Origin of the sequence: Kluyvera georgiana ATCC 51603 (assembly GCF_001654985.1) — a bacterium.
Taxonomy (GTDB): Bacteria; Pseudomonadota; Gammaproteobacteria; order Enterobacterales; family Enterobacteriaceae; genus Kluyvera; species Kluyvera georgiana.
Genome location: NZ_LXEU01000057.1, coordinates 14,898 through 40,436 on the forward strand (window position 1 = coordinate 14,898; position 25,539 = coordinate 40,436).

At 55.5% G+C, this 25,539-nt stretch carries 23 protein-coding genes; 12 read left to right on the forward strand and 11 right to left on the reverse strand.

Features of this window, described 5'->3' with window-relative positions:
• The first annotated feature begins 6 nt into the window (after nt 1–6).
• Together M989_RS14185 and M989_RS14190 are read left to right on the forward strand one after the other, a co-directional pair.
• On the forward strand, nt 7–648 hold the full coding sequence (locus M989_RS14185; protein WP_064546375.1) for a DAK2 domain-containing protein: 642 nt from the start codon (nt 7–9) through the stop codon (nt 646–648).
• A gap of 15 nt (nt 649–663) precedes the next feature.
• On the forward strand, nt 664–930 hold the full coding sequence (locus M989_RS14190) for an HPr family phosphocarrier protein (protein ID WP_064546377.1): 267 nt from the start codon (nt 664–666) through the stop codon (nt 928–930).
• Nucleotides 931–1,062: 132 nt separating this feature from the next.
• Here the strand turns inward: M989_RS14190 and fabV are convergent, their stop codons facing one another.
• The 4 genes from fabV to ilvY form a co-directional block, all read right to left on the reverse strand.
• Nucleotides 1,063–2,256: an enoyl-ACP reductase FabV gene (fabV, locus tag M989_RS14195; RefSeq protein WP_064546379.1), complete on the reverse strand. Its 1,194-nt coding sequence runs from the start codon at nt 2,254–2,256 to the stop codon at nt 1,063–1,065.
• A gap of 217 nt (nt 2,257–2,473) precedes the next feature.
• Complete coding sequence (gene dhaL, locus M989_RS14200; protein ID WP_064546381.1) at nt 2,474–3,103, reverse strand: dihydroxyacetone kinase subunit DhaL; 630 nt, start codon at nt 3,101–3,103, stop codon at nt 2,474–2,476.
• Nucleotide 3,104: 1 nt separating this feature from the next.
• Nucleotides 3,105–4,109, reverse strand: a complete 1,005-nt coding sequence (locus tag M989_RS14205) for a dihydroxyacetone kinase subunit DhaK (RefSeq protein WP_064546383.1) — start codon at nt 4,107–4,109, stop codon at nt 3,105–3,107.
• A gap of 131 nt (nt 4,110–4,240) precedes the next feature.
• Nucleotides 4,241–5,143 (reverse strand): HTH-type transcriptional activator IlvY, encoded by a 903-nt coding sequence (ilvY, locus tag M989_RS14210; RefSeq protein WP_064546385.1) that lies wholly within the window; start codon nt 5,141–5,143, stop codon nt 4,241–4,243.
• A 151-nt stretch (nt 5,144–5,294) separates the two neighbouring features.
• Here ilvY and ilvC point away from each other — a divergent pair, with 151 nt between their 5' ends.
• Nucleotides 5,295–6,770 carry a ketol-acid reductoisomerase gene (ilvC, locus tag M989_RS14215; protein ID WP_001726996.1) on the forward strand — a complete coding sequence of 492 codons (1,476 nt, stop codon included), beginning with the start codon at nt 5,295–5,297 and terminating at the stop codon, nt 6,768–6,770.
• A gap of 134 nt (nt 6,771–6,904) precedes the next feature.
• Here the strand turns inward: ilvC and ppiC are convergent, their stop codons facing one another.
• Genes ppiC through M989_RS14230 form a run of 3 tightly spaced genes read right to left on the reverse strand, consistent with a single transcriptional unit; the run spans nt 6,905 to nt 10,143 of the window.
• Complete coding sequence (ppiC, locus tag M989_RS14220; protein ID WP_001140251.1) at nt 6,905–7,186, reverse strand: peptidylprolyl isomerase PpiC; 282 nt, start codon at nt 7,184–7,186, stop codon at nt 6,905–6,907.
• A 57-nt stretch (nt 7,187–7,243) separates the two neighbouring features.
• A complete protein-coding gene (gene arfA, locus M989_RS14225; RefSeq protein ID WP_064546386.1) occupies nt 7,244–8,737 on the reverse strand; it encodes an arabinosylfuranosidase ArfA in 1,494 nt (497 codons plus the stop codon).
• A gap of 11 nt (nt 8,738–8,748) precedes the next feature.
• Entirely contained in the window at nt 8,749–10,143 is a 1,395-nt protein-coding gene (locus tag M989_RS14230) for a glycoside-pentoside-hexuronide (GPH):cation symporter (RefSeq protein WP_064546387.1), read from the reverse strand.
• A 429-nt stretch (nt 10,144–10,572) separates the two neighbouring features.
• Here M989_RS14230 and rep point away from each other — a divergent pair, with 429 nt between their 5' ends.
• Nucleotides 10,573–12,594: a DNA helicase Rep gene (gene rep / locus M989_RS14235; RefSeq protein ID WP_064546388.1), complete on the forward strand. Its 2,022-nt coding sequence runs from the start codon at nt 10,573–10,575 to the stop codon at nt 12,592–12,594.
• 130 nt (nt 12,595–12,724) lie between these two features.
• On the opposite strand, the gene M989_RS14240 is transcribed toward rep, so the two are convergent.
• The 4 genes from M989_RS14240 to rhlB form a co-directional block, all read right to left on the reverse strand.
• Nucleotides 12,725–13,723: an amidohydrolase family protein gene (locus tag M989_RS14240; RefSeq protein ID WP_064546390.1), complete on the reverse strand. Its 999-nt coding sequence runs from the start codon at nt 13,721–13,723 to the stop codon at nt 12,725–12,727.
• Between the two features lie 118 nt (nt 13,724–13,841).
• Complete coding sequence (locus M989_RS14245) at nt 13,842–14,750, reverse strand: LysR family transcriptional regulator (RefSeq protein WP_064546392.1); 909 nt, start codon at nt 14,748–14,750, stop codon at nt 13,842–13,844.
• 22 nt (nt 14,751–14,772) lie between these two features.
• A complete protein-coding gene (gppA, locus tag M989_RS14250; RefSeq protein ID WP_064546394.1) occupies nt 14,773–16,269 on the reverse strand; it encodes a guanosine-5'-triphosphate,3'-diphosphate diphosphatase in 1,497 nt (498 codons plus the stop codon).
• Nucleotides 16,270–16,275: 6 nt separating this feature from the next.
• Nucleotides 16,276–17,541, reverse strand: a complete 1,266-nt coding sequence (gene rhlB / locus M989_RS14255; RefSeq protein ID WP_064546396.1) for an ATP-dependent RNA helicase RhlB — start codon at nt 17,539–17,541, stop codon at nt 16,276–16,278.
• A 143-nt stretch (nt 17,542–17,684) separates the two neighbouring features.
• Here rhlB and trxA point away from each other — a divergent pair, with 143 nt between their 5' ends.
• The 8 genes from trxA (at nt 17,685) to rffG (ending at nt 25,519) form a co-directional block, all read left to right on the forward strand.
• Entirely contained in the window at nt 17,685–18,014 is a 330-nt protein-coding gene (gene trxA / locus M989_RS14260; RefSeq protein ID WP_004386384.1) for a thioredoxin TrxA, read from the forward strand.
• 161 nt (nt 18,015–18,175) lie between these two features.
• Entirely contained in the window at nt 18,176–18,259 is an 84-nt protein-coding gene (locus M989_RS26425) for a rho operon leader peptide (protein ID WP_106929928.1), read from the forward strand.
• 86 nt (nt 18,260–18,345) lie between these two features.
• A complete protein-coding gene (rho, locus tag M989_RS14265; RefSeq protein WP_035895778.1) occupies nt 18,346–19,605 on the forward strand; it encodes a transcription termination factor Rho in 1,260 nt (419 codons plus the stop codon).
• A gap of 240 nt (nt 19,606–19,845) precedes the next feature.
• Nucleotides 19,846–20,949: a UDP-N-acetylglucosamine--undecaprenyl-phosphate N-acetylglucosaminephosphotransferase gene (wecA, locus tag M989_RS14270; RefSeq protein ID WP_064546398.1), complete on the forward strand. Its 1,104-nt coding sequence runs from the start codon at nt 19,846–19,848 to the stop codon at nt 20,947–20,949.
• 13 nt (nt 20,950–20,962) lie between these two features.
• Nucleotides 20,963–22,009, forward strand: a complete 1,047-nt coding sequence (gene wzzE, locus M989_RS14275) for an ECA polysaccharide chain length modulation protein (protein ID WP_064546400.1) — start codon at nt 20,963–20,965, stop codon at nt 22,007–22,009.
• 56 nt (nt 22,010–22,065) lie between these two features.
• Nucleotides 22,066–23,196 (forward strand): non-hydrolyzing UDP-N-acetylglucosamine 2-epimerase, encoded by a 1,131-nt coding sequence (gene wecB / locus M989_RS14280; protein WP_074398802.1) that lies wholly within the window; start codon nt 22,066–22,068, stop codon nt 23,194–23,196.
• The gene (wecC, locus tag M989_RS14285) at nt 23,193–24,455 is read left to right on the forward strand and encodes a UDP-N-acetyl-D-mannosamine dehydrogenase (RefSeq protein WP_064546404.1); all 1,263 of its coding nucleotides are present in this window, start codon (nt 23,193–23,195) and stop codon (nt 24,453–24,455) included. The genes wecB and wecC overlap by 4 nt, the downstream gene beginning before the upstream one ends.
• On the forward strand, nt 24,452–25,519 hold the full coding sequence (rffG, locus tag M989_RS14290; protein WP_064546406.1) for a dTDP-glucose 4,6-dehydratase: 1,068 nt from the start codon (nt 24,452–24,454) through the stop codon (nt 25,517–25,519). Before wecC ends, rffG begins: the two co-directional genes overlap by 4 nt.
• The last annotated feature ends 20 nt before the right edge of the window (nt 25,520–25,539 follow it).

Here is a 25,539-nt window from a genome sequence, read left to right on the forward strand (position 1 = left end):
GGGGGGATGACGCTAGATACGCAGAGTCTGCGACCGCTTTTTACCGAGTGGGAGCGTATCATGGAGGCCAACAAATCGGTCCTGACCGAGCTGGATAGCGTGGTTGGCGACGGTGATTTAGGGTTGACCATGAGCGACGGTTTCGCGGCAGCGGCGCGCTACGCGCAGCAGAGCGAAGAACGTGACATGGGGCGATTCTTCTACATGGCTGGCAAGGCGATGGCCTCGGCGGTGCCGTCGACGATGGGGACGCTGATGGCTTCCGGGCTGATGCAGGCGGGTAAGACGTTTAAAGGCCGGCAAACGCTGGAGCTAACGGAAGCTGGCGTATTGTTCCAGGCCTGGTACGACGGCGTCCAGCAGCGCGGGAAAGCGCAGCCGGGCGAAAAAACCTTCCTCGATGGTATGGCCCCCGCGCTGGCGGCGCTGCTTGTCGGAGAGGAACCGCTGACCACGGCGAGGAATGCGCTACTGCAAGCGCAACAAGGCGTGCAGCAGACAGCCACCATGGTGGCGAAGCACGGGCGTGCGGCCATTCACGGTGAGCGGTCGCGCACGTTTGTCGATCCTGGCGCCATGGTCGCGCAACTGTTGATCCAGGGCTATTTTAACTTCGTGCAGGTTATTTGCCCGGGCGACGGGCGGTAAGGAGGGAACGCAATTATGTTGAAAGAAGTGGTGAAAATCAGCAATCAGCACGGCATTCATGCCCGTCCGGCGGGGGTTCTGGCCAAAGCCTGCGCGCAGTATCAATCGCGGATCGAGATGATCTACGACGGCAAGGTCATCAAAGGGAAAAGCATCATGAGCATTCTGGGGGCGGGGATCAAAGGCCGAGGATCGCTTGAGATCATCTGTAGCGGTAGCGATGAGCAGGAGGCAATGGCGAAGCTGAAGGTGCTGTTCGCGGAAGGCTTTGGTTTCGATTAATCACGTATTGTCAGGCGGAATAAAAAAGGGTTCATGCTTGCGCATGAACCCTTTGCCCGATGGCGCTGCGCTTATCGGGACGACAAATTTCGTTGGCCGGGTTAGGCGTAACCGACACCCGGCTTCAACGCATTACAGCGTGATGACGTCGAATTCGACTTCAGGGTTCACGTCAGCGTCGTAGTCCACGCCGTCGAGGGCAAAACCGAACAGGTTCAGGAATTCCTGCTTGTAACCTGCATAGTCGGTTTCCTGTGCCAGATTTTCGGTGGTGATCAGCGGCCACAGGTCACGGCACGCCTGCTGAATGTCGTCACGCAGCTCCCAGTCATCCATACGGATACGCTGGTTGTCATCAAGCGCGACTTTATCGCCGTACAGGCTGGTGGTCATCAGACGGTTGATCTGCTCGATACAACCTTCGTGAATGCCCTGTTCCTTCATCAGCTTGAAGACCATAGAGATGTACAGCGGCATCACCGGAATAGCAGAAGAAGCCTGGGTGATAACCGATTTCAGTACGGCAACGTTCGCGGAGCCGTGCAGCGGAGCCAGCTGGTTACGCAGTTCACCTGCCGCGCGATCGAGGTCTTCTTTCGCTTTGCCCAGCGCGCCGTGCCAGTAGATTGGCCAGGTCAGGTCGGTACCGATGTAGGAGTAGGCCACGGTTTTCACGCCTTCGGCCAGCACGCCGGCTTCGCTCAGCGCGCCCATCCACAGTTCCCAGTCTTCGCCGCCCATCACGGTAACGGTGTTCTGAACTTCTTCTTCGGTGGCCGGCTCAATGCTGGCGGTGATGATCTGATCTTTGTTGGTATCAATCGCTTTAGAGGTGTAAACCTCGCCGATCGGCTTCAGCGCAGAACGAACGACTTCGCCGGTTTTCGGCATTTTACGCACCGGAGAGGCCAGTGAGTAAACGACCAAATCAATCTGACCCAGGTCTTCTTTGATCAGTTTGATCACTGCGTCGCGGCACTCATCGGAGAACGCGTCGCCGTTGATGCTTTTGGAGTACAGACCTTCGCGTTTTGCGGCCTCATCGAAGGCGGCAGAGTTATACCAGCCCGCGGAACCCGGTTTGGTTTCCGTGCCCGGTTTTTCGAAAAATACGCCGATAGTGGCGGCACCGCTACCAAACGCGGCGGAAATTCTGGAAGCCAGGCCGTAACCGGTGGAAGCACCGATCACCAGCACGCGGGAAGGGCCGTTAGCGATTTTCCCGTTTTTCTTCACATATTCGATCTGTTTTTCCACGTTGACTTTACAGCCAGTCGGATGGGTCGTTGTACAGATGAATCCACGAATTTTTGGTTTGATTATCATAATGATGGCTAATTAAGTTTGTATTTTCGCTGTCAAGTGCGCAATGACACCGTCTGTTCTGGCTTGTTTAACATCATGGTTAACAAGCCCCCCACATCTATTATGGCACGGGGCATTATACAGAAAAGCGGCTGCAATGATGAATTACGTCTGATTTTCGCTATAACGTAAAAGGGCCCATGTACGGACATGAACCCTTTTTAGGCGGGCGGGTGGATTAGCTGGAATGGGTGAATTCGGCCATAAATTGCAGAATTAGCGCCATCGACACCGCGCCGGGGTCACAGTGGCCGATGGCCCGCTCGCCGAGATTTTTCGCGCGCCCGAAGCGGGCCACCATCGTGGATGTCCCTTCCGCACCGGCCATCGCCGCCTGTGCGCAATTTGCCAGCGCTTCAGATAATGGCAGGGCCGTGTCTGAACGTGCGCGCGTTGCCGCTGCTGCGAGTGCATCCATCATCGTTTTATCGCCCGGCTCTGCGCCGCCGCGCTGGTGGATAGCCTGCATACCTATCTCCAGCCATTCAGCCAGCGTCGCGGCATCCAGCTCGCGGCGTCCTGCCAGCCCTTTGCCGCCCGCGCGAAACAGGGTGCCAAAGATTGCGCCGGAAGCGCCGCCCATGCTGGTCATCAGCCGCGTGCCGCTTTGCAGCAGGCAGTCACCGATATCGGCGGGAGAAAATTCAGGCGCGGAAAGTAGCGTCTGCAAAGCGGTAAAGCCGCGCTTAATGCCAATGCCGTGATCGCCATCGCCAATGACCTGGTCGAGTGCGGTCAGGCGCGGTTCGCTGGCGATCATGCCCTGGGCAACGTGCTGTAGACAGGCGGTGAATTGCGTGGTGTTCATCTTATTTTCTCCAGCCGAGGGTATTGATGGGGTGGTCATACAGACGTTGCATTTCATCGTCCAGCCACAGCAGGCTTAACGAAAATCCGGACATCTCCAGCGAGGTGCAAAAGTGGCCGACCTGTACGTCGTGAGTGTGAATACCGCGTTCTGCCAGCGCCATGCCGACCTTACGGGTGATGACCATGAGCTCAGTGTTGCTTAGCGCACCCAGGTTATTGACGCTGACGCAGACGTTATCGCCGTGGCCAAACGGGAGGTCATCGCACAGGCGGGCGATCATCATCTCGACCAGTTCGTCGCTATGCGGCATGGGCATACGGCAGAGTCCCGGCTCACCATGAATACCAATTCCCAGCTCGATTTCGTTGTCTGCCAGCGTGAAGTTAAAGGCGTCGGACTGCGGTAGTGCGCAGCCGCTGAGCGCCACGCCGATGGTACGCGTATTGTGATTGGCCTTTTGCGCCAGCGCTTCCAGCGCGGGCAAGGTGTAGCGCTCAAACTGTGCTGCCGCACCGGCGAGTTTATACAAGAACGCCAGGCCGCCAACGCCGCGACGGTCGGACATTCTTTCCTGTGGCGCAGAGGCAATATCATCCGTGGCGCGTACGGTGCGGCATTCGATCCCTTCTTCCGCCAGTATCTCGGCGGCGATATCAAAGTTCATGCCGTCGCCGGAGTAGTTCCCATAGAGGAACAGCACGCCGTTGCCCTGATGAACGGCCCGGCTGGCTTCAATAATCTGATCGGGAGAAGGCGAGGTGAAAACCTCACCCAGCGCGCAGGCATCGATGCCACCTTCGCCGACGAACCCGGCAAATGTCGGCTCATGACCGCTGCCGCCGCCGCTGACGATAACGGTCTGGCCGGTTTGCGTCATCGTGCGATAAACCGCACAGTACTCCGGGAGGGCGTGGATCTTTCCGCGCCCGGCGTACACCAGCCCTTCCATGATTTCGCTGCGGATATTATCGGTGTTGTTGAACAGCTTTTTGGGTTTCTGCATCGTCACTCCCTCTCGTAAGGTCCTGTTTCTTTAGTGACGATTTTACCTGCGCAGCCCGTTTAGACCTGGCAACTTTGATACCAATTAATCTCCCAAACCAGGGGCATGACTGGGGGCCAAATGCGCCAGGGCTAGTCGGCGATTTTGCGTTCCAGCACAATCTTCCAGAACGCATCGACCAGCGGTTCGTGCAGCCGTTTTTTCTGCACGCAGACCCCCAGTTCAAACGGGGTCTTCTCATCGCTACGTTCTAAAATCATCACGCGGTTGCGCACCGGCTCCGGGCTGTTTTCCAGCACGATTTCGGGAATGAGCGCCACGCCGCAGCCCAGCGCCACCATCGACACCATCGCCTCATGGCCGCCTACCGTCGCGTAAATTGATGGGTTGCTGATTTTGTGACGACGGAACCACAGCTCAATGCGACGGCGAACCGGCCCCTGATCGGCCATGATAAACGGCACCGTCGACCAGTCGGGCTTATCAACCGAAACCTGATTACGCACCGGGCAGGGCAGCGCCGGGGCGATCAGCACCACCGCCAGATTTTCCAGCATCGAAAAGGCGACCGCGCCGGGCAGCGTTTCCGGCTTACCGGCAATCGCCAGATCGGCCTCGCCGGTGACCACTTTGTCCATCGCATCGGCGGCGTCGCCGGTGGTGAGCTTAATTTCCACCGAGGGATGCTCGGCGCGGAAGCGGTCGAGGATTGGCGGCAGATGACTATAAGCCGCTGTCACTGAACAGAAAATGTGCAGTTCACCAGAAAGTGATGGCCCCTGCTGATCGAGGGTGTGGCGCAACTGCTGATACTGCAACAACGTTTGCTGGGCAAATACCCGCAGTTCTTCCCCCGCTTCGGTCAGCGTGACCGTGCGGTTATCGCGCACAAACAGCGCCTGGCCGAGGTCCTCTTCCAGCCGCTGAATCTGCCGGGAGAGCGTGGAGGGGCTGACGTGCATCGCCCGCGCGCTGCGGCCAAAGTGGCGGCTTTCCGCCAGATGCAGGAAGGTTTTCAGATCGCGTAAATCCACCGATTTCACCTCACGGTTCTATATTGCATAAATTGCAACGTGACGTTGTGAATATATCAATTTCCGCAATAAATTTCCTGTTGTAATGTGAGTCTATTCTCGCAAAAGCGAACCGAACAATAAGACACACAACATCACGGAGTACACCATCATGGCTAACTACTTTAATACACTGAACCTGCGCCAGCAGCTGGCGCAGCTGGGTAAATGCCGCTTTATGGGCCGCGACGAATTCGCCGACGGCGCGAGCTACCTTCAGGGTAAAAAAGTGGTCATCGTCGGCTGTGGCGCTCAGGGTCTGAACCAGGGCCTGAACATGCGTGACTCCGGTCTGGATATTTCTTATGCCCTGCGTAAAGAAGCGATTGCTGAGAAGCGTGCTTCCTGGCGTAAAGCGACCGAAAACGGCTTCAAAGTAGGCACCTACGAAGAGCTGATCCCGCAGGCTGACCTGGTAGTTAACCTGACGCCGGACAAACAGCACTCTGACGTGGTGCGTTCCGTGCAGCCGCTGATGAAAGACGGCGCGGCGCTGGGCTACTCCCACGGCTTCAACATCGTCGAAGTGGGCGAGCAGATCCGTAAAGACATCACCGTAGTGATGGTGGCGCCGAAATGCCCGGGTACCGAAGTGCGCGAAGAGTACAAACGTGGTTTCGGCGTACCGACGCTGATCGCCGTTCACCCGGAAAACGACCCGAAAGGCGAAGGTATGGCGATTGCTAAAGCCTGGGCTGCGGCGACCGGCGGTCACCGTGCGGGCGTACTGGAATCTTCTTTCGTGGCGGAAGTGAAATCTGACCTGATGGGCGAGCAGACTATCCTGTGCGGTATGTTACAGGCCGGTTCTCTGCTGTGCTTCGACAAGCTGGTGGCAGAAGGCACCGACCCGGCATACGCCGAAAAACTGATTCAGTTCGGCTGGGAAACTATCACCGAAGCGCTGAAGCAGGGCGGCATCACCCTGATGATGGACCGTCTGTCTAACCCGGCGAAACTGCGCGCTTATGCGCTGTCTGAACAGCTGAAAGAGATTATGGCGCCGCTGTTCCAGAAACACATGGACGACATCATCTCCGGTGAATTCTCTTCCGGCATGATGGCTGACTGGGCTAACGACGATAAGAAACTGCTGACCTGGCGTGAAGAGACCGGTAAAACCGCGTTCGAAACCGCGCCGCAGTTTGAAGGTAAAATCGGCGAGCAGGAGTACTTCGATAAAGGCGTGCTGATGATTGCGATGGTGAAAGCGGGCGTTGAGCTGGCGTTTGAAACTATGGTCGATTCCGGCATCATCGAAGAATCTGCTTACTACGAATCACTGCACGAACTGCCGCTGATTGCCAACACCATCGCCCGTAAGCGTCTGTACGAAATGAACGTGGTTATCTCCGATACCGCAGAATACGGTAACTACCTGTTCTCTTACGCTTGCGTACCGCTGCTGAAAGAGTTCATGACCACGCTGCAGACCGGCGATCTGGGCAAAGCGATTGCCGAAGGCGCGGTAGACAACGCGCAGCTGCGCGACGTGAACGACGCGATTCGCGGTCATGCTATTGAGAAAGTAGGCCAGAAGCTGCGTGGCTACATGACCGATATGAAGCGCATTGCGGTAGCTGGATAAGAGGCTGCTGGAATCGCCGGATGGCGGCGTGAACGCCTTATCCGGCCTACAATAAAGTGACCATTACGTAGGCCGGATAAGCGTTGCGCCATCCGGCAAAAAAAGCCCGGTGTTTAAACACACCGGGCTTTTTATTAGTTACGGTACAGCACTTTGATGATGTGGTAACCGAACTGTGTATGCAGAGGGCCGGTTGGCTCCAGCACCGGGCAGGAGAAGACCACTTTGTCGAACGCCGGCACCATCTGGCCCTGGCGGAATTCACCTAAATCGCCACCGCGTTTGCCCGATGGGCAGATGGAATGCTTCTTCGCCAGTTTGCCGAAGTCGGCGCCGTTTTTAATCTGCTCCAGAAGATCCAGTGCCAGTTTCTCTTCTTTTACGAGGATATGCAGTGCTGCTGCTGTTTTTGCCATGGTTTGCGCCCTGGGTTATGTGATAAATCAGGGCGCAATATTAGCATGTAAAAGCCGTTACAGGATGTCGAAGGTGATGCGGCTCCATGACAGCGGCGGCAGGGTGAGGTCGGAGACCGTGAGCGTCTCCGGCGCAACGCGATCCGGACGATCAAAGGTATTTTTCGCGTAGAGATCGTCACAGCGGAGGATCTGATGTTCTGCAAGACGCGTCTGGCCAAACGCCGACAGATCCGGATCCAGCGTAAAGCTGTCGTGAAAATCGCTGTTCAGCGCGAATAAATAGAGTTTACCCTCAGCGGCGTTGTGAACCACGGCAGACTGGATGCGTCGTGCATCACCGTATCTGCTGCTGAAGGTGCCCGCAGGAATGAAGTGGCGTAATGCGCTGCCTTTCGCCACGTTAGCCACCATCGCAAAAGGCCAGAAGATGGTCTGACGAATCACGCCGCCGCCCGTTTCGGTAAAGATGGGGGCAATGACGTTCACTAACTGCGCCAGGCTGGCCATTTTCACCCGATCGCAGTGGTTAATGAGGGAGCAGAGGAGGCCGCCAACGACCAGCGCATCGAGAAAAGAGTAACGGTCTTCCAGTAGCGGCGGCGCAACCTTAAAGCGATTCTCTTTGTGCTTCATCGGCGCATCCCATGGGTCACCGCGCAGATACCAGACGTTCCATTCATCGAAGGAGATCATAATGTCCTTCTTACCGCGCTTGTAGGCTTTCACATAGTTGGCGGTGCTGACGATGGTCTCAATAAAGTTGTCCATATTGACGAAGGAGGCCAGGAAGTCGCTCTCTGTGCCTTCGTTTTCATAATACTGGTGGCAGGAGATGTAGTCGACGTAGTCGTACAGTTCCTCGAGCACGACCCGATCCCAGGTGGGGAAGGTATCCATCATCGAGCTTGAACTCCCACACGCGATCAGCTCAACCTCCGGGTCGACGCAGCGCAGAATTTTAGCCGTCTCGCGCGCCTTTTTGGCGTAGTCGTCGGCGCTCATCTGCCCGGTTTGCCATGGGCCGTCCATCTCGTTACCGAGGCACCAGAGTTTAAAGTTATAGGGCTCGGCGTCGCCGTGCTGCACGCGCAGATCGCTGAGGGAGGTGCCGCCAGGGTGGTTACAGTATTCAATAAAGTATCCCGCTTCCTGCGGCGTGCCGGTCCCCAGATTGATGGCGATCATCGGCTCGACGTGGGTTTGTTGGCACCAGCGGTTGAACTCGCTGATGCCGAACTGGTTGCTCTCTTTGCTGATCCACGCGTAGTCCAGGCGCACCGGACGCTCTTCTTTTGGGCCAATACCATCGCGCCAGTTGAAGCCGGAGACATAGTTGCCGCCGGGATAGCGCACGGTGGTGACGTTCATCTCTTTCACCAGGTTAATCACGTCCTGGCGGAACCCTTGCGCATCGGCTTCCGGGTGGCCGGGTTCGTAAATACCGGTATATACCGCGCGGCCCAGATGCTCAACGAAAGAGCCAAACAGCCGGGGGTTAATCTCGGCGATGCGATTCTCCGGGGTAATGGCGAAGTGGAGCTTCGACATAACGTTCCTCCTTAAGCGGGGTAGTGGTTAGCTTTTAAATCGGTCTGAATTTCGTTCATCATCCGGGTGTCCAGCTTGTAAAAGAACAGGAACAGCAGTGATGTGATGATGCTGCCCGCTGCGGGAATGACGGTGATCAGCAGCATAATGGCGTTCAACGTCTCCGGCGTTTGCTGAGGCGCGTCCGGAACATAGTGCGTTAAGGACAGAATGGTGGCGGTAATCGTGCCGGCAATCGCCAGACTCACCTTCAGGGCAAACAGGTTGCCGGACGCATAGACGCCGGACATGCGACGCTTGAACTTCCATGCGCCAAAGTCGTCGGCATCGCCAATAAAGGACCAGAATATCGGCACCGTAATCGCGCCAATATAGCCGCGCAGAGTGTTGAGGGCGAAAATAGTCTCTATGTTTCGTGGGTCGATAAAGTAAATAAGGATGGAGATGGCCGCGGTAATAAAACCAACGTAAATATATAGTTTCACCTTGCAAATATATTTCGTTAACGTATTCGTGGTTAGGTTACCTAATATCGCAGCCACGATCCCGATACTGATAAACACCGTCGTCCAGAGGTCGTTAAGGTGCATGAGATATTTAGTGAAATAGATGGTCGCGCCGCCGCAGACAAAAGCGGGAATGCAACCGATAAACATCCCGGAGACCACCAGAACCCACTGCTTGTTTTTAAAGGCAAAAAGCAGGCTTTTGAAGATATTTTCCTGAGGCCCCTCTTCCGGCGCGATGCGCTCGCGGGTATTGAAGACACACAGCAGGAACATGCAGAGACCAATAATTGAAAAGAGGGTGTTGGTAATAAAGAACCCTTTTTGCTGATCGCCCGCGCCGAAATAGTGTACGAGCGGCAACAGCGTTAAGGAGCACAGCAGCACCGCACAGTTAGCCATGGTAAAACGATAGGACTGACACGAGATGCGATCGACCGGGTTGGCGGTAATCACGCTGCCCAGCGAGCAGTAAGGAATATTGACCGTACTGTACAGTACGGACAGCAACAGGTAGGTGACAAAAGCATACACGCCTTTCCAGCCCGCGGTGATATCCGGCGTATAGAACGCGAGGATACAGATCAGGCAGAAGGGAACGCAGCCGTAAAGAATATAAGGGCGAAAACGTCCATAGCGTGAACGCGTGCGATCGGCAATTCCGCCAAGCATGGGGTCGACAAACGCATCAACCAGTCTGACGACTAAAAACATGGTGGCGAGGAGCGCCGCATCCAGACCAAATATATCGGTATAAAAATAGGTGAGAAACATGGTGACCGGGCCCCAACTCATATTACAGGCCGCGTCGCCAAAACCAAATCCTAGCTTCTCCCTAACGCTCAATCTCTCCGTGCTATTGGCCACGGTGACGTCTGGTAATAAAATTTCCTGTGCCATTCTTTATTTCACCATAAAGTAAGTGGTTAATTATTGCTAACAGTGAGAACTACAGGTAAACCCAAACAGATAACGAGAGTCATGACGGTGACAATACTATTGACGGCATTGCTTTCATTTTGTGATGTTTCATTGATATCGCTTGTTACCCTCTTTTTTGTGCAGGGATACAGCTATATTCTCCATATTAATAATGCATTGGTTTTCATTTGAAATTAATTATTCAGAGGATGAATTGTTTTCAAAATATATTATGCAGAATACGTTTTTTCGATTTTCCTCGGGAAAAAGCGTAGCCCTGTGGCATAAACATCAGCCTCCATTCCGTCCGTCGCCGATTTTCTCCGGCGCGTCTCGGTGGGCGATCCCTCCCGCCAGACTTTCTGCTACAATCCACACCCCCGTGTTTACAGATTGAGCAATCCCCCTATGCGTTTGAACCCCGGACAACAACAAGCCGTCGAATTTGTCACCGGACCCTGCCTGGTGCTGGCGGGTGCTGGCTCCGGCAAGACCCGCGTTATCACCAACAAGATTGCCCACCTGATCCACGCCTGTGGCTATCAGGCGCGCCATATTGCCGCCGTGACCTTTACCAACAAGGCCGCGCGTGAGATGAAAGAGCGTGTGGCGCAAACGTTAGGGCGCAAAGAAGCACGCGGGCTGATGATCTCCACTTTCCACACGCTGGGGCTGGATATCATTAAGCGCGAGTACGCCGCGCTGGGGATGAAGTCGAACTTCTCGCTGTTTGACGATACCGACCAGACCGCGCTGCTCAAGGAGCTGACTGAAGGGCTGATTGAAGACGATAAGGTGGTGTTCCAGCAGCTGATCTCGACGATCTCCAACTGGAAAAACGATCTGATGACCCCGGCGCAGGCGGCGGCCAGCGCGAAGGGCGAGCGGGATCGTATTTTTGCCCACTGCTACGGCCTGTATGATGCCCATATGAAGGCCTGTAATGTGCTGGACTTCGACGATCTGATCCTGCTGCCGACGCTGTTGTTGCAACGTAATGAAGAGGTGCGTGAGCGCTGGCAGAACAAAATTCGCTACCTGCTGGTGGATGAATATCAGGATACCAACACCAGTCAGTACGAGCTGGTGAAGCTGCTGGTGGGGCAACGTGCACGCTTTACCGTGGTGGGGGATGACGATCAGTCCATCTACTCATGGCGCGGCGCGCGTCCGCAAAACCTGGTACTGCTGAGCAAAGACTTTCCGGCGCTGCAGGTCATTAAGCTTGAGCAGAACTATCGTTCCTCCGGGCGTATCCTGAAGGCGGCGAACATTCTGATCGCCAACAACCCGCACGTGTTTGAAAAGCGTCTGTTCTCCGAACTGGGCTACGGGCCAGAGCTGAAAGTGCTGAGCGCCAACCATGAAGAACACGAAGCGGAACGTGTTACCGGCGAGTTGATTGCACACCACTTCGTCAACAAGACGCAGTATAAGGATTACGCGATCCTCTACCGTGGCAACCACCAGTCGCGGGTGTTTGAAAAATTCCTGATGCAGAACCGCATCCCGTACAAAATTTCCGGCGGCACCTCGTTCTTCTCACGCCCGGAGATTAAAGACCTGCTGGCCTACCTGCGCGTGCTGAGCAACCCGGATGATGACAGCGCGTTCCTGCGTATCGTCAACACGCCGAAACGCGAGATTGGCCCCGCGACGCTGCAAAAGCTCGGCGAATGGGCGATGACCCGCAACAAGAGCCTGTTCACCGCCAGCTTCGATATGGGGCTAAGTCAGACGCTCACCGGGCGCGGCTATGAATCGCTGACGCGCTTTACCCAGTGGCTGGGCGAAATTCAGCGCCTGGCGGAACGCGAACCGATTGCCGCCGTGCGCGATCTGATTCACGGTATTGATTACGAATCCTGGCTGTTTGAAACCTCGCCCAGCCCGAAAGCCGCCGAAATGCGCATGAAAAACGTCAACACGCTGTTTAGCTGGATGACGGAGATGCTGGAAGGCAGCGAGCTGGAAGAGCCGATGACTCTGACCCAGGTGGTCACCCGCTTTACGCTGCGCGACATGATGGAACGCGGTGAAAGTGAGGAAGAACTGGATCAGGTGCAGCTGATGACCCTGCACGCATCAAAAGGGCTGGAGTTCCCGTACGTCTTCCTGGTGGGGATGGAAGAGGGGCTGCTACCGCACCAGAGCAGCATCGACGAGGACAATGTCGATGAAGAGCGCCGCCTTGCTTACGTGGGCATTACCCGCGCGCAAAAGGAGCTGATTTTTACCTTGTGCAAAGAGCGCCGTCAGTATGGCGAACTGGTTCGCCCGGAGCCGAGTCGTTTCCTGCTGGAACTGCCGCAGGATGATGTGATCTGGGAACAGGAGCGGAAGGTGATTACCGCGGAAGAACGCATGCACAAAGGGCAGGCGAACGTCGCCAACATCCGTGAAATGCTGGCCAAAGCGAAAAAAGGTTAACAAGCAGCCCGACCGAGTAAAGCAATGCCGGAAATGTGCACAGCGCTTCCCCGGCGTCGACGTTGCCTCGGCCGGGCCACAGGTCATCGTAGGCCGGATAAGGCGAGGCCGCCATCCGGCACTACCCGCATTACTTGATACCAAACACCCGGCTGGCGTTCCCCCTGGCAATCTTGTTTTTCAGCGCCATATCCATCTCCAGCGGATCGAACCAGTCGCAGGCCTGGTGAATATCTTCATAAGGATAGTCGACGGAGAACATCACCCGATCTTCCCCCATAATCTCCAGCGCATTGTGCAGCGAGTGGGTATTAAAGTGCCCGCTGGTGGTGACAATGAAATTATTCTGCAGGTAGTGCATCAGCGGTTTCTCTGCCTTGCCTAAACCGATGCCAAAACGCTGGCGGTACAGGCGATGTTGAGTACGTGGCAGCATGTGCACCAGCCCTTCTCCCAGGTGCCCCAGCACAATGTTCAGATTTGGATAACGGTCAAACAGGCCGCTCATCATCAGGCGAATGGCGTGGACGGCGGTCTCTTGCGCAAAGCCCCAGGCGGAGCCGATCAGGCTTTCGTAGCCGGTATAAATTCCGCGGGCCGGGCCTTCTAAAGGTTCGCGCGGGTGCAGATACACCGGCACGTTTAAGGCATTCACTTTATCCCAGAACACCAGCATGGACTCATCATCCAGATACAGCCCGTGCTCGCTGTCCTTGACGTTGGTATAGCCGTTAATCAACGCCCCTTTCATACCCAGAGTTTTCACGGCGCGTTCTAGCTCATCGGCGGCGGCCTCCGGGTTTTGCAAAGCCAGGGTGGCGAAAGCGCTGAACTTATCCGGGTGCGGCTTCACGCAGTGCTCAACGAGGTAGTCGTTGGTGTTGCGGGCAAAAGAGACGGCGCTGGCTTTATCCAGAATCGACTGCGCGCCCGGCGAGGTGAGAGACAAAATGACATGGTCGATATTGCGCTGTGCCATCTCATCAAGCTGGATGCTGCGATCCATTAAGCGGCGTTCAACGTCTTTCATGTATTCGCTGCCGTTACGCGCCGCTTCGCCGCTGGCGTCCCAAAGGCGGTTATTTTCTGGGGTAGAGACATGTTCTTCGAGGGCGATTTTTCCACGCATGATGCATTCCTTATTCGGCTAGAGGGCTAACGTTTGTCTGCCCGCAGAATAGGTTTTTGCGCGTAGTGGCGGCAATGCGTGAAACGCAATAGAGGTTATTACAAAATCGAATAGGGCATCAGGCGAGGTGCCGCTCGGCAATGGCGGCAATCAGCCCACGCAGCCAGACGTGGCCGGGGTCGCGGTGGTGACGCTGGTGCCAGAGCTGCCGGATGGCGATACCGGGCAGAGAGAATGGCAGCGGCCAGATACGGCACGGGTAGTGTTTCATCAGATGGCGTGCAGGTTGTTCCGGCACCACGGCGATAAGATTGCTATCGGCTACCAGTTCGCCTGCGCCTAAGAAGCTGGGCAGCGTAAGCGCCACGCGGCGGGACTGCCCGATTTCTTCAAGCAGGTTATCAATATCACCATGTCCGGTACCATTGATGCGAATAGCCAGATGCCTTTCCCGATGCCAGTCTGTCAGCGTAAAGGCCTCACGGATGCGGGGATGGTTGGCGGCGCACAGGCAGACGTAGGACTGATTAAACAGGCGCTGCTGATAGATGCTGTCGGGTACCTGACGCAGATAGCCAATCGCTAAATCACATTTGCCTGACTCGAGATCTCCCGGCATGCTCTCGTCGATATTCAGCACCGAGAAGGCGATGCCTTCCGCTCCGAGCTCGTGAAGCTGGGTTTGCAGGTGTGGAAGCAGGGTCATCTGGCTGATATCAGTCATGCTGAGAGTAAAGTTTCGCGTACTGGTTTGCGGCGAAAAGTCCGGGATTTTCATCAGCGCGTTATCGGCGAGGTCGAGAATGGTAAAGACCGTCTGGGCGATAAAGTCCGCGCGCGGCGTGGGCTCCATACGCTGGCCTACGCGAATAAACAGCGGGTCATCAAAGTGGTCGCGTAGCCGTTTTAGCAGAATGCTGCCGGTCGGCTGGCTGATGCTAAGGGCATCGGCGGCGGGAGAGACGTTACCTAAGCGGTAGAGAGCAGAGAAAAAACGCAGTGACTTGATATCCAGTTCATCACGCATCGTCTGCCCCTTGATGGTTGGCTTACTGCGCGGTGCCGCCAGCAACCTGCAGCCGCCAGTGGATGTAGCTTTGCCACTGGCACTCTTGATCGATCATTTCACGCCCCAGCGGATGCTGTTCCAGCCAGCTCTCCGGCAGCGTGAGGGTCAGATTTTCCCCATCGACGGTGAGCGTAATGGCTGGCAGAAGGTCATCCCGGCGGCGGCCAGCAAACAGAATCGCCAGTCGTAGCAAACGGCAGAGATGCTCCGCCACGCGCGGCGGTACGGCGTTCTGCTGGTGGAGCGTGGGCAGATTAACGGTGTTGGTCTGATTCAGTAGCAGGGTAGCGAGCAGCTTTTTCTGCGCAGGAGTAAAGCCCGGCAGGTCAAGATTACGTACCAGATAGGCCGCATGCTGCGGAGCTTGTTTAAAATCGACGCTGAGTCCAATTTCATGCAGCGCGCAGGCACTTAACAGTAGTTCGCTGCTTAACGGCTCCAGATCCCAACTCTCTTTCACCTGTTCGACAAAATTTGCCGCCAATTGGGACACGCGATTTGCCTGCTCGATATCAACCATAAAACGGCGCTGAATATTACGCAGCGTGCGGCTGCGAATATCTTCGTCGACCGCCAGATGCAGCATGCCGTAGACCAGTCCTTCGCGCAACGCGCCGCCGGCCAGGGTCATACACTGGATATCCAGCTCGGTGAAAATGGCGATAAGAATGGCGAGCCCGCTCGGGAACACCAGCGCGCGCTCCAGCGTTAACCCTTCAATTTCCAGCTCTTCCAGACGACCACACTGAATGGCGCGCTGTTTAAGCTGCTGAAGTTTGGCAAGGGTAATGCGCTCATCCATCCCCTGCGCCATCATGATTTCCTGCAACGCCTGAACCGTACCGGATGCGCCGACACAGACTTTCCAGCCGTGGTGACGCAGTTCATCCGCAACCGGCTTTAACACTTCACGGGCGGCACGTTCCGCTTCGTCGAAATGTTCCTGCGCCAGGTTACGGTCGGTAAAGTAGCGTTCAAGCCAGGTCACGCAACCCATCGACAGGCTGAACAGCGAGGTGGTTTGCGCACCGGTGCCGGTCACCAGTTCAGTACTGGCGCCGCCGATATCGACCACTAAGCGACGATCGTCGCCGCCGGTGGTGTGCGCCACGCCCTGATAAATCAGGCGCGCTTCTTCTTCGCCGCGGATAACCTGAACCGGACAGCCAAGGATTTCCTGTGCTTTGGCGATAAAAACATCGGCGTTAACGGCAAGACGCAGCGTTGCCGTCGCCACGATGCGGATTTGCGTGGGGGGAATATCTTGTAGACGTTCGGCAAACAGGCGCAGACACTGCCAGCCTCGCTCCATGGCTTCCGTCGACAGGATGTTGTCCTGGCTCAGGCCGGCGGCCAGGCGCACTTTGCGCTTGATGCGGGTGAGGGTCTGGATGCTACCCGCCACCTCGCGCACGATCAGCATATGAAAACTATTGGAACCGAGATCAATGGCTGCGTACAGCGAGGTAGTGAGCATACTCTTTTAACCTGAACGACGACGATTACGTGGCGCGCCCGAACGACGCGGACCGTTACCCTGGCGAACGCGCGTCAGACGCAGCGGCTTCGGCAGGTCGGTTAACAAGGCATCCGGGTTGTATTTGCTGACCGGAATAGAGTGACCGGTGTAGGTCTCAATCGCCGGCAAGTTCAGGGCATACTCTTCACAGGCCAGGCTGATAGAGTGACCGCTGGCGCCAGCACGGCCGGTACGACCGATACGGTGTACGTAGTCTTCGCAGTCATCCGGAAGGTCATAGTTAAAGACGTGCGTGACGGCAGGAATGTGCAGGCCACGCGCCGCAACGTCGGTCGCGACAAGAATGTCGAGATCGCCACGGGTGAAATCTTCCAGGATACGCAGACGTTTTTTCTGCGCCACGTCACCGGTCAGCAGGCCGACACGATGACCATCGGCAGCCAGGTGGCCCCAGATGTCTTCACAGCGGTGCTTGGTGTTGGCGAAGATAATCGCGCGGTCAGGCCACTCTTCTTCCAGCAGCGTTTGCAGTAAACGCATTTTTTCTTCATTGGAAGGATAGAACAGCTCTTCTTTAATACGGTGTCCCGTTTTCTGCTCCGGCTCAACTTCGACGTACTCGGCGTTGTTCATTTGTTCGAACGCCAGTTCACGCACGCGGTAGGACAGGGTGGCAGAGAACAGCATGTTCAGACGCTGGTTGGCCGGTGGCATGCGGCGGAACAGCCAACGGATATCTTTAATAAAGCCGAGATCGTACATACGGTCGGCTTCGTCCAGCACCACCACCTGAATCGCGCCCAGGTTGATGTGGTTCTGTTTTGCGTAATCAATCAGACGGCCTGTGGTGCCGATCAAAATGTCGACGCCGCTTTCCAGCACTTTCAGCTGTTTGTCATAGCCGTCACCGCCGTAGGCCAGGCCCAGCTTCAGGCCGGTTGCCTGAGCCAGCGGCTCGGCGTCAGCGTGAATCTGTACCGCCAGCTCACGGGTCGGCGCCATAATTAAAGCGCGCGGTTGGTTCACCTGGCGGTCAGCAACTGCCGGGTGAGAAAGAAGATAATGAAACGTTGACGTCAGGAACGCCATCGTTTTCCCGGTACCGGTTTGCGCCTGTCCAGCCACATCACGACCAGCAAGCGTCAGCGGCAAAGCCAGCGCCTGAATGGGCGTGCAATTATAAAACCCTTTAGTTTCAAGGGCTTCAACCACTTTAGGGTGCAGGGCGAAGTCGGAAAACTTCTGTTCTGTTAAATGTGTTTTGCTCATAGTGTGGTAGAATATCAGCTTACTATTGCATTAAGAAAGCGTATCCGGTGAAATAACGTCAACCTTTGTTGGCGAAGTCAACATCAACACCTCGTTGGTTAATGCTACACCAACACACCAGGCTTATTCCTGTGGAGTTAAATATGAGCGATAAAATTATTCACCTGACTGACGACAGTTTTGACACGGACGTACTCAAAGCTGACGGGCTGACACTCGTCGATTTCTGGGCAGAGTGGTGTGGTCCGTGCAAAATGATCGCCCCGATTCTGGATGAAATCGCCGATGAGTATCAGGGTAAACTGACCGTTGCTAAACTGAACATCGATCAGAACCCGGGCACAGCACCGAAGTACGGCATCCGCGGTATCCCGACGCTGCTGCTGTTCAAAAACGGCGAAGTAGCCGCAACTAAAGTTGGCGCGCTGTCTAAAGGCCAGCTGAAAGAGTTCCTCGACGCCAACCTGGCGTAAGTAATTCGACTCGGGCGTCCTGTGTTCTTAAATTGACCGGAACTCTGGACGCCCGGCTTCAGTCGTGCTAAGTTAAGTTTGACTTCGTTTTAAACATACCTTGTTTGAATCTTGTTTGACCCAAACCTCCCGTCGCATTGAGCCACGTCAGAGGTTGAAAAATTCCAGGCTTGTCACTCTTTCCGTCTTGTCGTTTCAGTTCTGCGTACTTTCCTGTGACCAGGCAGCGAACAGACATGAGTTGATGGCCGTAAACAGGCACGGATGACCCTGCCATACCATTCACAAATTAAGTTCGAGATTTACCCCGAGTTTAAGAACCCACACCATTATGAATCTTACCGAATTAAAGAATACGCCGGTTTCTGAGCTGATCACTCTCGGCGAAAATATGGGACTGGAAAACCAGGCCCGTATGCGCAAGCAGGACATCATTTTCGCCATCCTGAAGCAGCACGCGAAGAGTGGCGAAGATATCTTTGGCGACGGTGTGCTGGAGATACTGCAGGATGGATTTGGTTTCCTCCGCTCCGCAGACAGCTCCTACCTCGCCGGCCCTGATGATATCTACGTTTCCCCCAGCCAAATCCGCCGTTTCAACCTCCGCACTGGTGACACCATTTCAGGTAAGATTCGTCCGCCGAAAGAAGGTGAGCGTTACTTTGCGCTGTTGAAAGTTAACGAAGTTAACTACGATAAGCCGGAAAACTCGCGCAACAAGATCCTCTTTGAGAACTTAACCCCGCTGCACGCAAACTCTCGTCTGCGTATGGAACGTGGTAACGGTTCTACCGAAGACTTAACCGCTCGTGTCCTGGATCTGGCATCGCCGATCGGTCGCGGCCAGCGTGGTCTGATTGTTGCTCCGCCGAAAGCCGGTAAAACCATGCTGCTGCAGAACATCGCGCAGAGCATCGCCTACAATCACCCGGACTGCGTGCTGATGGTGCTGCTGATTGACGAACGTCCGGAAGAAGTAACCGAGATGCAGCGTCTGGTTAAAGGTGAAGTGGTTGCGTCTACCTTTGACGAACCGGCATCTCGCCACGTTCAGGTAGCCGAAATGGTTATCGAGAAGGCGAAGCGTCTGGTTGAACACAAGAAAGACGTTATCATTCTGCTTGACTCCATCACCCGTCTGGCGCGTGCTTATAACACCGTGGTTCCGGCTTCCGGTAAAGTACTGACCGGTGGTGTGGACGCTAACGCCCTGCACCGTCCGAAGCGTTTCTTCGGTGCCGCGCGTAACGTGGAAGAGGGCGGCAGCCTGACCATCATCGCGACTGCGCTTATCGATACCGGCTCTAAAATGGATGAAGTTATCTATGAAGAGTTTAAAGGTACCGGCAACATGGAACTGCACCTCTCTCGTAAGATTGCTGAAAAACGCGTCTTCCCGGCTATCGACTACAACCGTTCCGGTACCCGTAAAGAAGAGCTGCTCACCACGCCTGAAGAGCTGCAGAAAATGTGGATCCTGCGTAAAATCATCCATCCAATGGGTGAAATCGACGCGATGGAATTCCTCATTAACAAACTGGCCATGACCAAAACTAACGACGACTTCTTCGACATGATGAAACGCTCGTAAAACACGGTTTTCGCCGACAAACGCCACACAATTGTGTGGCGTTTTTGTTTTTAGGAGTTTCGCTGATGGGGTTCCGCTTTTTTTTCGCGGACAATTGTGGTTTCCGGCTACAATGATAGTTAGTTTGCAAATTCGGTTATAAATCAGGCAAGTTTCCCCAATATTCATCAGGCTTCCTCTTCTGAAGCGCTGCTATCGTGGGTATACTTTCGCTATTAATATTCGCAGCGAGTATAAATTGTGAGTTTACTGACCGTCGGTACTGACTTGATCAGTATTTTTTTGTTCACCACCGTATTTCTTTTTTTCGCCCGCCGGGTGGCAAAAAAGATCGGCTTGGTGGATAGACCAAATTTTCGTAAACGTCACCAGGGGCTTATCCCGCTTGTGGGCGGTATCTCTGTGTATGCCGGGATCTGCTTAACCTTTGCGATCGCCAATTACTATATCCCTCATGCTTCCCTGTATCTGGCCTGTGCTGGCGTTCTTGTGCTGGTTGGTGCGCTGGATGACCGTTATGACATCAGCGTTAAAATCCGCGCCACCATTCAGGCGCTGATTGGTATCGTGATGATGGCGGTGGGGGGGCTCTATCTGCGCAGCCTTGGCTATATTTTCGGGTCGTGGGAGCTGGTGCTCGGCCCGTTTGGCTTCTTCCTGACCCTGTTTGCCGTCTGGGCAATCATAAACGCTTTCAATATGGTGGACGGCATCGATGGCCTGCTTGGCGGCCTGTCGAGCGTCAGCTTTGGCGCTATTGGCCTCATTCTGTGGTTTGACGGGCAGACCAGCCTCGCCATGTGGTGCTTTGCGATGATTGCCGCCATTTTACCTTACATCATGCTCAACCTGGGTGTGCTGGGACGTCGCTATAAAGTCTTTATGGGGGATGCCGGCAGCACGCTGATTGGTTTCACGGTCATCTGGATCCTGCTGGAAACCACTCAGGGGACGCACCATCCGATTAGCCCGGTTACCGCGCTGTGGATCGTCGCCATTCCGCTTATGGACATGGTGGCGATTATGTATCGCCGTCTGCGTAAGGGCATGAGCCCGTTCTCCGCTGACCGTCAGCATATTCACCATCTCATCATGCGCGCGGGGTTCACCTCTCGTCAGGCGCTGGTGCTGATTACGCTTGCCGCCGCGCTGCTGGCCGGCATTGGCGTGGCCGCTGAATACACTCGTGTTGTGCCCGAATGGGCCATGCTGATTTTGTTCCTGATGGCCTTTGGCCTCTATGGTTACTGCATCAAGCGGGCCTGGAAAGTGGCGCGTTTTATTAAACGCATGAAGCGCAGAATGCGCCGGAACAGTGAAAAAAATCCAAAATTAACCAAGTAAAACTGGGGTAGTAATGACACAACCATTACCGGAAGCACAGTTATCAAGTGCGGAGAATGAACTGGATATTCGTGGCCTGTTTCGCGCGTTGTGGTCGGGGAAACACTGGATTATCGGCCTTGCGGTGCTGTTTGCCGTCGTGGTGCTGATTTATACCTTTTTTGCCCGGCAGGAATGGAGCACCACGGCGATCACCGACCGGCCAACGGTCAACATGCTGGGCGGCTACTACTCGCAGCAGCAGTTCCTGCGTAATCTGGACGTTAAGGTTAACCCAACCACCACCACACCGCCGTCGGTGATGGATGAAGTTTACAAAGAGTTCGTCATGCAGCTCGCCTCCTGGGACACCCGTCGTGATTTCTGGTCGCAGACGGACTACTACAAGCAGCGGATGGTGGGGAACTCTCGTGCCGATGCGGCGCTGCTCGATGAGTTGATTAACGACATTCAGTTTATCCCTGGCGACGCGCAGAAGAGCGTTAGCGACAGCGTCAAGCTGACGGCGGAAACCGCGCCGGATGCCAATAACCTGCTGCGCCAGTACGTGGCGTTTGCCAGCGAACGTGCCGCAGGGCATCTGAATGATGAGCTAAAAGGCGCGTGGGCCGCGCGAACCATCCAGGTGAAAGCGCAGGTGAAGCGTCAGGAAGAGGTTGCCCAGGCGATTTTCAACCGCCGTCTGCACAGTATTGAAGCCGCGCTGAAAATTGCGCAGCAGAACAATATTACCCGTAGCGTCACGGATGTACCGGCCGATGAACTGCCGGATTCCGAGCTTTCTTTACTCGGGCGTCCGATGCTGCAGGCTCGACTGGAAAACCTGCAGGCCGTTGGCCCGACCTTCGATCTGGATTACGACCAGGCGCGTGCGATGCTGACGACCCTCAACGTGGGGCCAACGTTGGCGAAGAGTTTTCAGACTTATCGGTATTTGCGTACACCGGAGGAACCGGTAAAACGCACCAGCCCGCGCCGCGTATTCCTGATGGTGATGTGGGGCATTGTCGGCGCATTGGTTGGTGCTGGGGTGGCACTGGCGCGTCGTCGCACGCAGTAAATACCCATCAATGATGAAGGGCGATGGGCCTGGTTCATCTATAGAAGAGAATCGATGTGAAAGTTCTGACTGTATTTGGCACACGTCCGGAGGCGATCAAAATGGCGCCTCTGGTCCATGCGCTAGCAAGGGATCCTCATTTTGAGGCAAAAGTATGCGTCACCGCACAGCATAGGGAAATGCTTGATCAGGTGCTACACCTCTTCTCCATCGTTCCGGACTATGACCTCAACATCATGAGTCCAGGACAGGGTTTAACCGAAATAACCTGTCGTATTCTGCAGGGGTTAAAGCCTGTTCTGGAGTCGTTTAAACCGGACGTCGTGTTGGTGCATGGCGACACGACGACCACCGCCGCGGCAAGCCTGGCGGCCTTTTATCAGCGCATCCCCGTTGGCCATGTGGAAGCAGGGCTGCGCACCGGCGATCTCTATTCGCCGTGGCCGGAAGAAGCGAACCGCACGCTCACCGGGCACCTGGCAATGTATCACTTCGCCCCGACCGAAAACTCGCGGCAGAACCTGCTGCGTGAGAATCTGCCGGATAAGCGCATTTTCGTTACCGGCAATACGGTGATTGACGCGCTGTTCTGGGTTCGCGATCGGGTGCTGAATAATACCGCGCTGCGTAGCGACATGACGCAGCGTTACCCGTTCCTCAACAACGGCAAAAAGACGATTCTGGTCACCGGACACCGTCGCGAGAGTTTTGGCCAGGGTTTTGAGCATATTTGTCACGCGCTGGCGAAAATTGCCGCGGACAACCCGGATGTGCAGATTGTGTATCCGGTGCACCTTAATCCGAATGTCAGCGAGCCGGTGAATCGTATTCTTGGACACATCGAAAGCGTCATATTGATCGAACCGCAGGACTATTTACCGTTTGTCTGGTTGATGAATCATGCGTGGCTGATTCTCACCGATTCTGGCGGCATTCAGGAAGAGGCGCCGTCGCTGGGTAAACCCGTACTGGTGATGCGTGAAACCACCGAGCGTCCGGAAGCCATTGATGCGGGGACGGTCCGCCTGGTGGGCACCGATAGCCAACGTATTGTGGACGAAGTCACGCGCCTGCTGCGCGATGACGAAGAATATCAAAGGATGAGTCGGGCCCATAACCCCTACGGGGATGGCCGGGCATGTGAACGTATTTTGGCAGCATTAAAAAATAATCAGGTAACGTTATGAGTTTCTCAACCCTCTCGGTGATCGGTCTGGGCTATATCGGCCTTCCTACGGCGGCGGCGTTTGCCTCCCGGCAAAAGCTGGTTGTGGGCGTCGATATCAATCAACACGCGGTGGATACTATCAACCGCGGTGAAATTCATATTGTCGAACCCGATCTCGACAGGGTAGTGAAAACGGCAGTGGCGGACGGCTATCTGCGTGCGACCACCACGCCGGAAGCGGCGGATGCCTATCTGATTGCCGTGCCGACGCCGTTCAAAGGCGATCATGAACCGGATATGGTTTATGTCGAAGCGGCGGCGCGCTCCATCGCGCCGGTGCTGAAGAAAGGGACGCTGGTGATCCTGGAGTCCACCTCGCCGGTCGGCGCGACCGAGCAGATGGCCGGTTGGTTGGCCGAGATGCGCCCGGATCTGACTTTCCCGCAGCAGGTGGGCGAGCAGGCAGATATCAACATCGCCTACTGTCCAGAGCGCGTACTGCCGGGGCAGGTGATGGTTGAGCTGATTAAAAATGACCGCGTGATCGGTGGAATGACGCCGGTTTGCTCCACGCGTGCTAGCGAACTGTACAACATTTTCCTCGAAGGTGAATGCGTGGTGACCAATGCCCGCACCGCCGAGATGTGCAAGCTGACGGAAAACAGCTTCCGCGACGTTAACATCGCGTTCGCTAACGAATTGTCACTGATTTGCGCCGATCAAGGGATTAACGTCTGGGAACTGATTCGCCTGGCGAACCGCCATCCGCGCGTGAATATTCTTCAGCCGGGCCCGGGCGTAGGTGGCCACTGTATCGCCGTCGACCCATGGTTTATCGTGGCGCAGAACCCGGAGCAGGCGCGTCTGATCCGTACCGCGCGTGAAGTGAACGACCACAAACCGTTCTGGGTGATCGACAAGGTGAAGGCGAATGTGGCCGACTGTCTGGCCGCCAGCGACAAACGCGCCAGCGAGCTGAAAATTGCCTGCTTTGGTCTGGCATTTAAACCAAATATTGATGATCTGCGCGAAAGCCCGGCCATGGAGATCGCCGAACTTATTGCCCAGTGGCACAGTGGCGAAACGCTGGTGGTGGAGCCGAATATTCATCAACTGCCGAAAAAACTCGATGGACTGTGCTCGTTAGTCTCGGTAGAGACGGCGTTAGCAACTGCGGATGTGCTGGTGATGCTGGTCGATCATGCCCAGTTTAAAGCCGTCAGCGGCGACGCGATTGCCCAGCAGTTTATTGTCGATACTAAAGGAGTCTGGCGTTGAAACGTATCTTAGTTACCGGTGGCGCAGGCTTTATTGGTTCTGCTGTCGTGCGTCACATTATTAACCACACTGCAGATAGCGTGGTGGTGGTCGATAAGCTTACCTACGCCGGTAACCTGGCGTCTTTAGCGCCGGTCGCGGACGATGAACGCTTTGCTTTCGAGCAGGTGGATATCTGCGATCGTCCGGCGCTGGACCGCGTGTTTGCCCAGTACCGCCCGGACGTCGTGATGCACCTGGCGGCGGAAAGCCACGTCGATCGTTCTATCGATGGCCCGGCGGCGTTTATCGAAACCAACATTGTCGGTACCTACACGCTGCTGGAAGCCGCGCGTGCCTGGTGGTCTACGCTGGATGATGCGGGTAAAGCGGCGTTCCGCTTCCACCATATTTCTACCGACGAGGTGTACGGCGATCTGCATTCGACGGACGATTTCTTTACCGAAACCACGCCGTATGCGCCAAGCAGCCCGTATTCTGCGTCGAAAGCCAGCAGCGACCATCTGGTTCGCGCCTGGCTGCGTACCTATGGCCTGCCGACGCTTATCACCAACTGTTCAAACAACTACGGCCCGTACCACTTCCCGGAAAAACTGATCCCGTTGACTATTCTCAACGCCCTGGCGGGTAAGCCGCTGCCGGTATACGGCAACGGTCAGCAGATCCGCGACTGGCTGTTCGTCGATGACCACGCCCGCGCGCTCTATCTTGTCGCCACCACCGGCGGCATTGGTGAAACCTACAATATTGGCGGTCACAACGAGCGTAAAAATATCGAGGTGGTTGAGACGATTTGCGCGCTGCTGGAAGAGCTGGTGCCGCAGAAGCCGCAGGGTCTTGCGCGTTACCATGACCTGATTACCTTTGTCGCCGATCGTCCGGGCCATGATTTACGTTACGCAATCGATGCAGCGAAAATTGCCCGCGAGCTGGGCTGGACGCCGGAAGAGACGTTTGAAAGCGGGATGCGTAAAACGGTGCAGTGGTACCTCGCCAACGAAAGCTGGTGGAAGCAGGTACAGGACGGTAGCTATCAGGGTGAACGCCTGGGTCTGAAAGGCTAAAACGCCCGGAGGAGGAAAAG

Bases quoted from the DNA above. Each gene is read 5' to 3' on its own strand.
- M989_RS14185 (WP_064546375.1), top strand. From the start codon at position 7: ATGACGCTAGATACGCAGAGTCTGCGACCGCTTTTTACCGAGTGGGAG.
- M989_RS14190 (WP_064546377.1), top strand. From the start codon at position 664: ATGTTGAAAGAAGTGGTGAAAATCAGCAATCAGCACGGCATTCATGCC.
- fabV (WP_064546379.1), bottom strand. From the start codon at position 2,256: ATGATAATCAAACCAAAAATTCGTGGATTCATCTGTACAACGACCCAT.
- dhaL (WP_064546381.1), bottom strand. From the start codon at position 3,103: ATGAACACCACGCAATTCACCGCCTGTCTACAGCACGTTGCCCAGGGC.
- M989_RS14205 (WP_064546383.1), bottom strand. From the start codon at position 4,109: ATGCAGAAACCCAAAAAGCTGTTCAACAACACCGATAATATCCGCAGC.
- ilvC (WP_001726996.1), top strand. From the start codon at position 5,295: ATGGCTAACTACTTTAATACACTGAACCTGCGCCAGCAGCTGGCGCAG.
- ppiC (WP_001140251.1), bottom strand. From the start codon at position 7,186: ATGGCAAAAACAGCAGCAGCACTGCATATCCTCGTAAAAGAAGAGAAA.
- arfA (WP_064546386.1), bottom strand. From the start codon at position 8,737: ATGTCGAAGCTCCACTTCGCCATTACCCCGGAGAATCGCATCGCCGAG.
- M989_RS14230 (WP_064546387.1), bottom strand. From the start codon at position 10,143: ATGGCACAGGAAATTTTATTACCAGACGTCACCGTGGCCAATAGCACG.
- rep (WP_064546388.1), top strand. From the start codon at position 10,573: ATGCGTTTGAACCCCGGACAACAACAAGCCGTCGAATTTGTCACCGGA.
- M989_RS14240 (WP_064546390.1), bottom strand. From the start codon at position 13,723: ATGCGTGGAAAAATCGCCCTCGAAGAACATGTCTCTACCCCAGAAAAT.
- M989_RS14245 (WP_064546392.1), bottom strand. From the start codon at position 14,750: ATGCGTGATGAACTGGATATCAAGTCACTGCGTTTTTTCTCTGCTCTC.
- gppA (WP_064546394.1), bottom strand. From the start codon at position 16,269: ATGCTCACTACCTCGCTGTACGCAGCCATTGATCTCGGTTCCAATAGT.
- rhlB (WP_064546396.1), bottom strand. From the start codon at position 17,541: ATGAGCAAAACACATTTAACAGAACAGAAGTTTTCCGACTTCGCCCTG.
- trxA (WP_004386384.1), top strand. From the start codon at position 17,685: ATGAGCGATAAAATTATTCACCTGACTGACGACAGTTTTGACACGGAC.
- rho (WP_035895778.1), top strand. From the start codon at position 18,346: ATGAATCTTACCGAATTAAAGAATACGCCGGTTTCTGAGCTGATCACT.
- wzzE (WP_064546400.1), top strand. From the start codon at position 20,963: ATGACACAACCATTACCGGAAGCACAGTTATCAAGTGCGGAGAATGAA.
- wecC (WP_064546404.1), top strand. From the start codon at position 23,193: ATGAGTTTCTCAACCCTCTCGGTGATCGGTCTGGGCTATATCGGCCTT.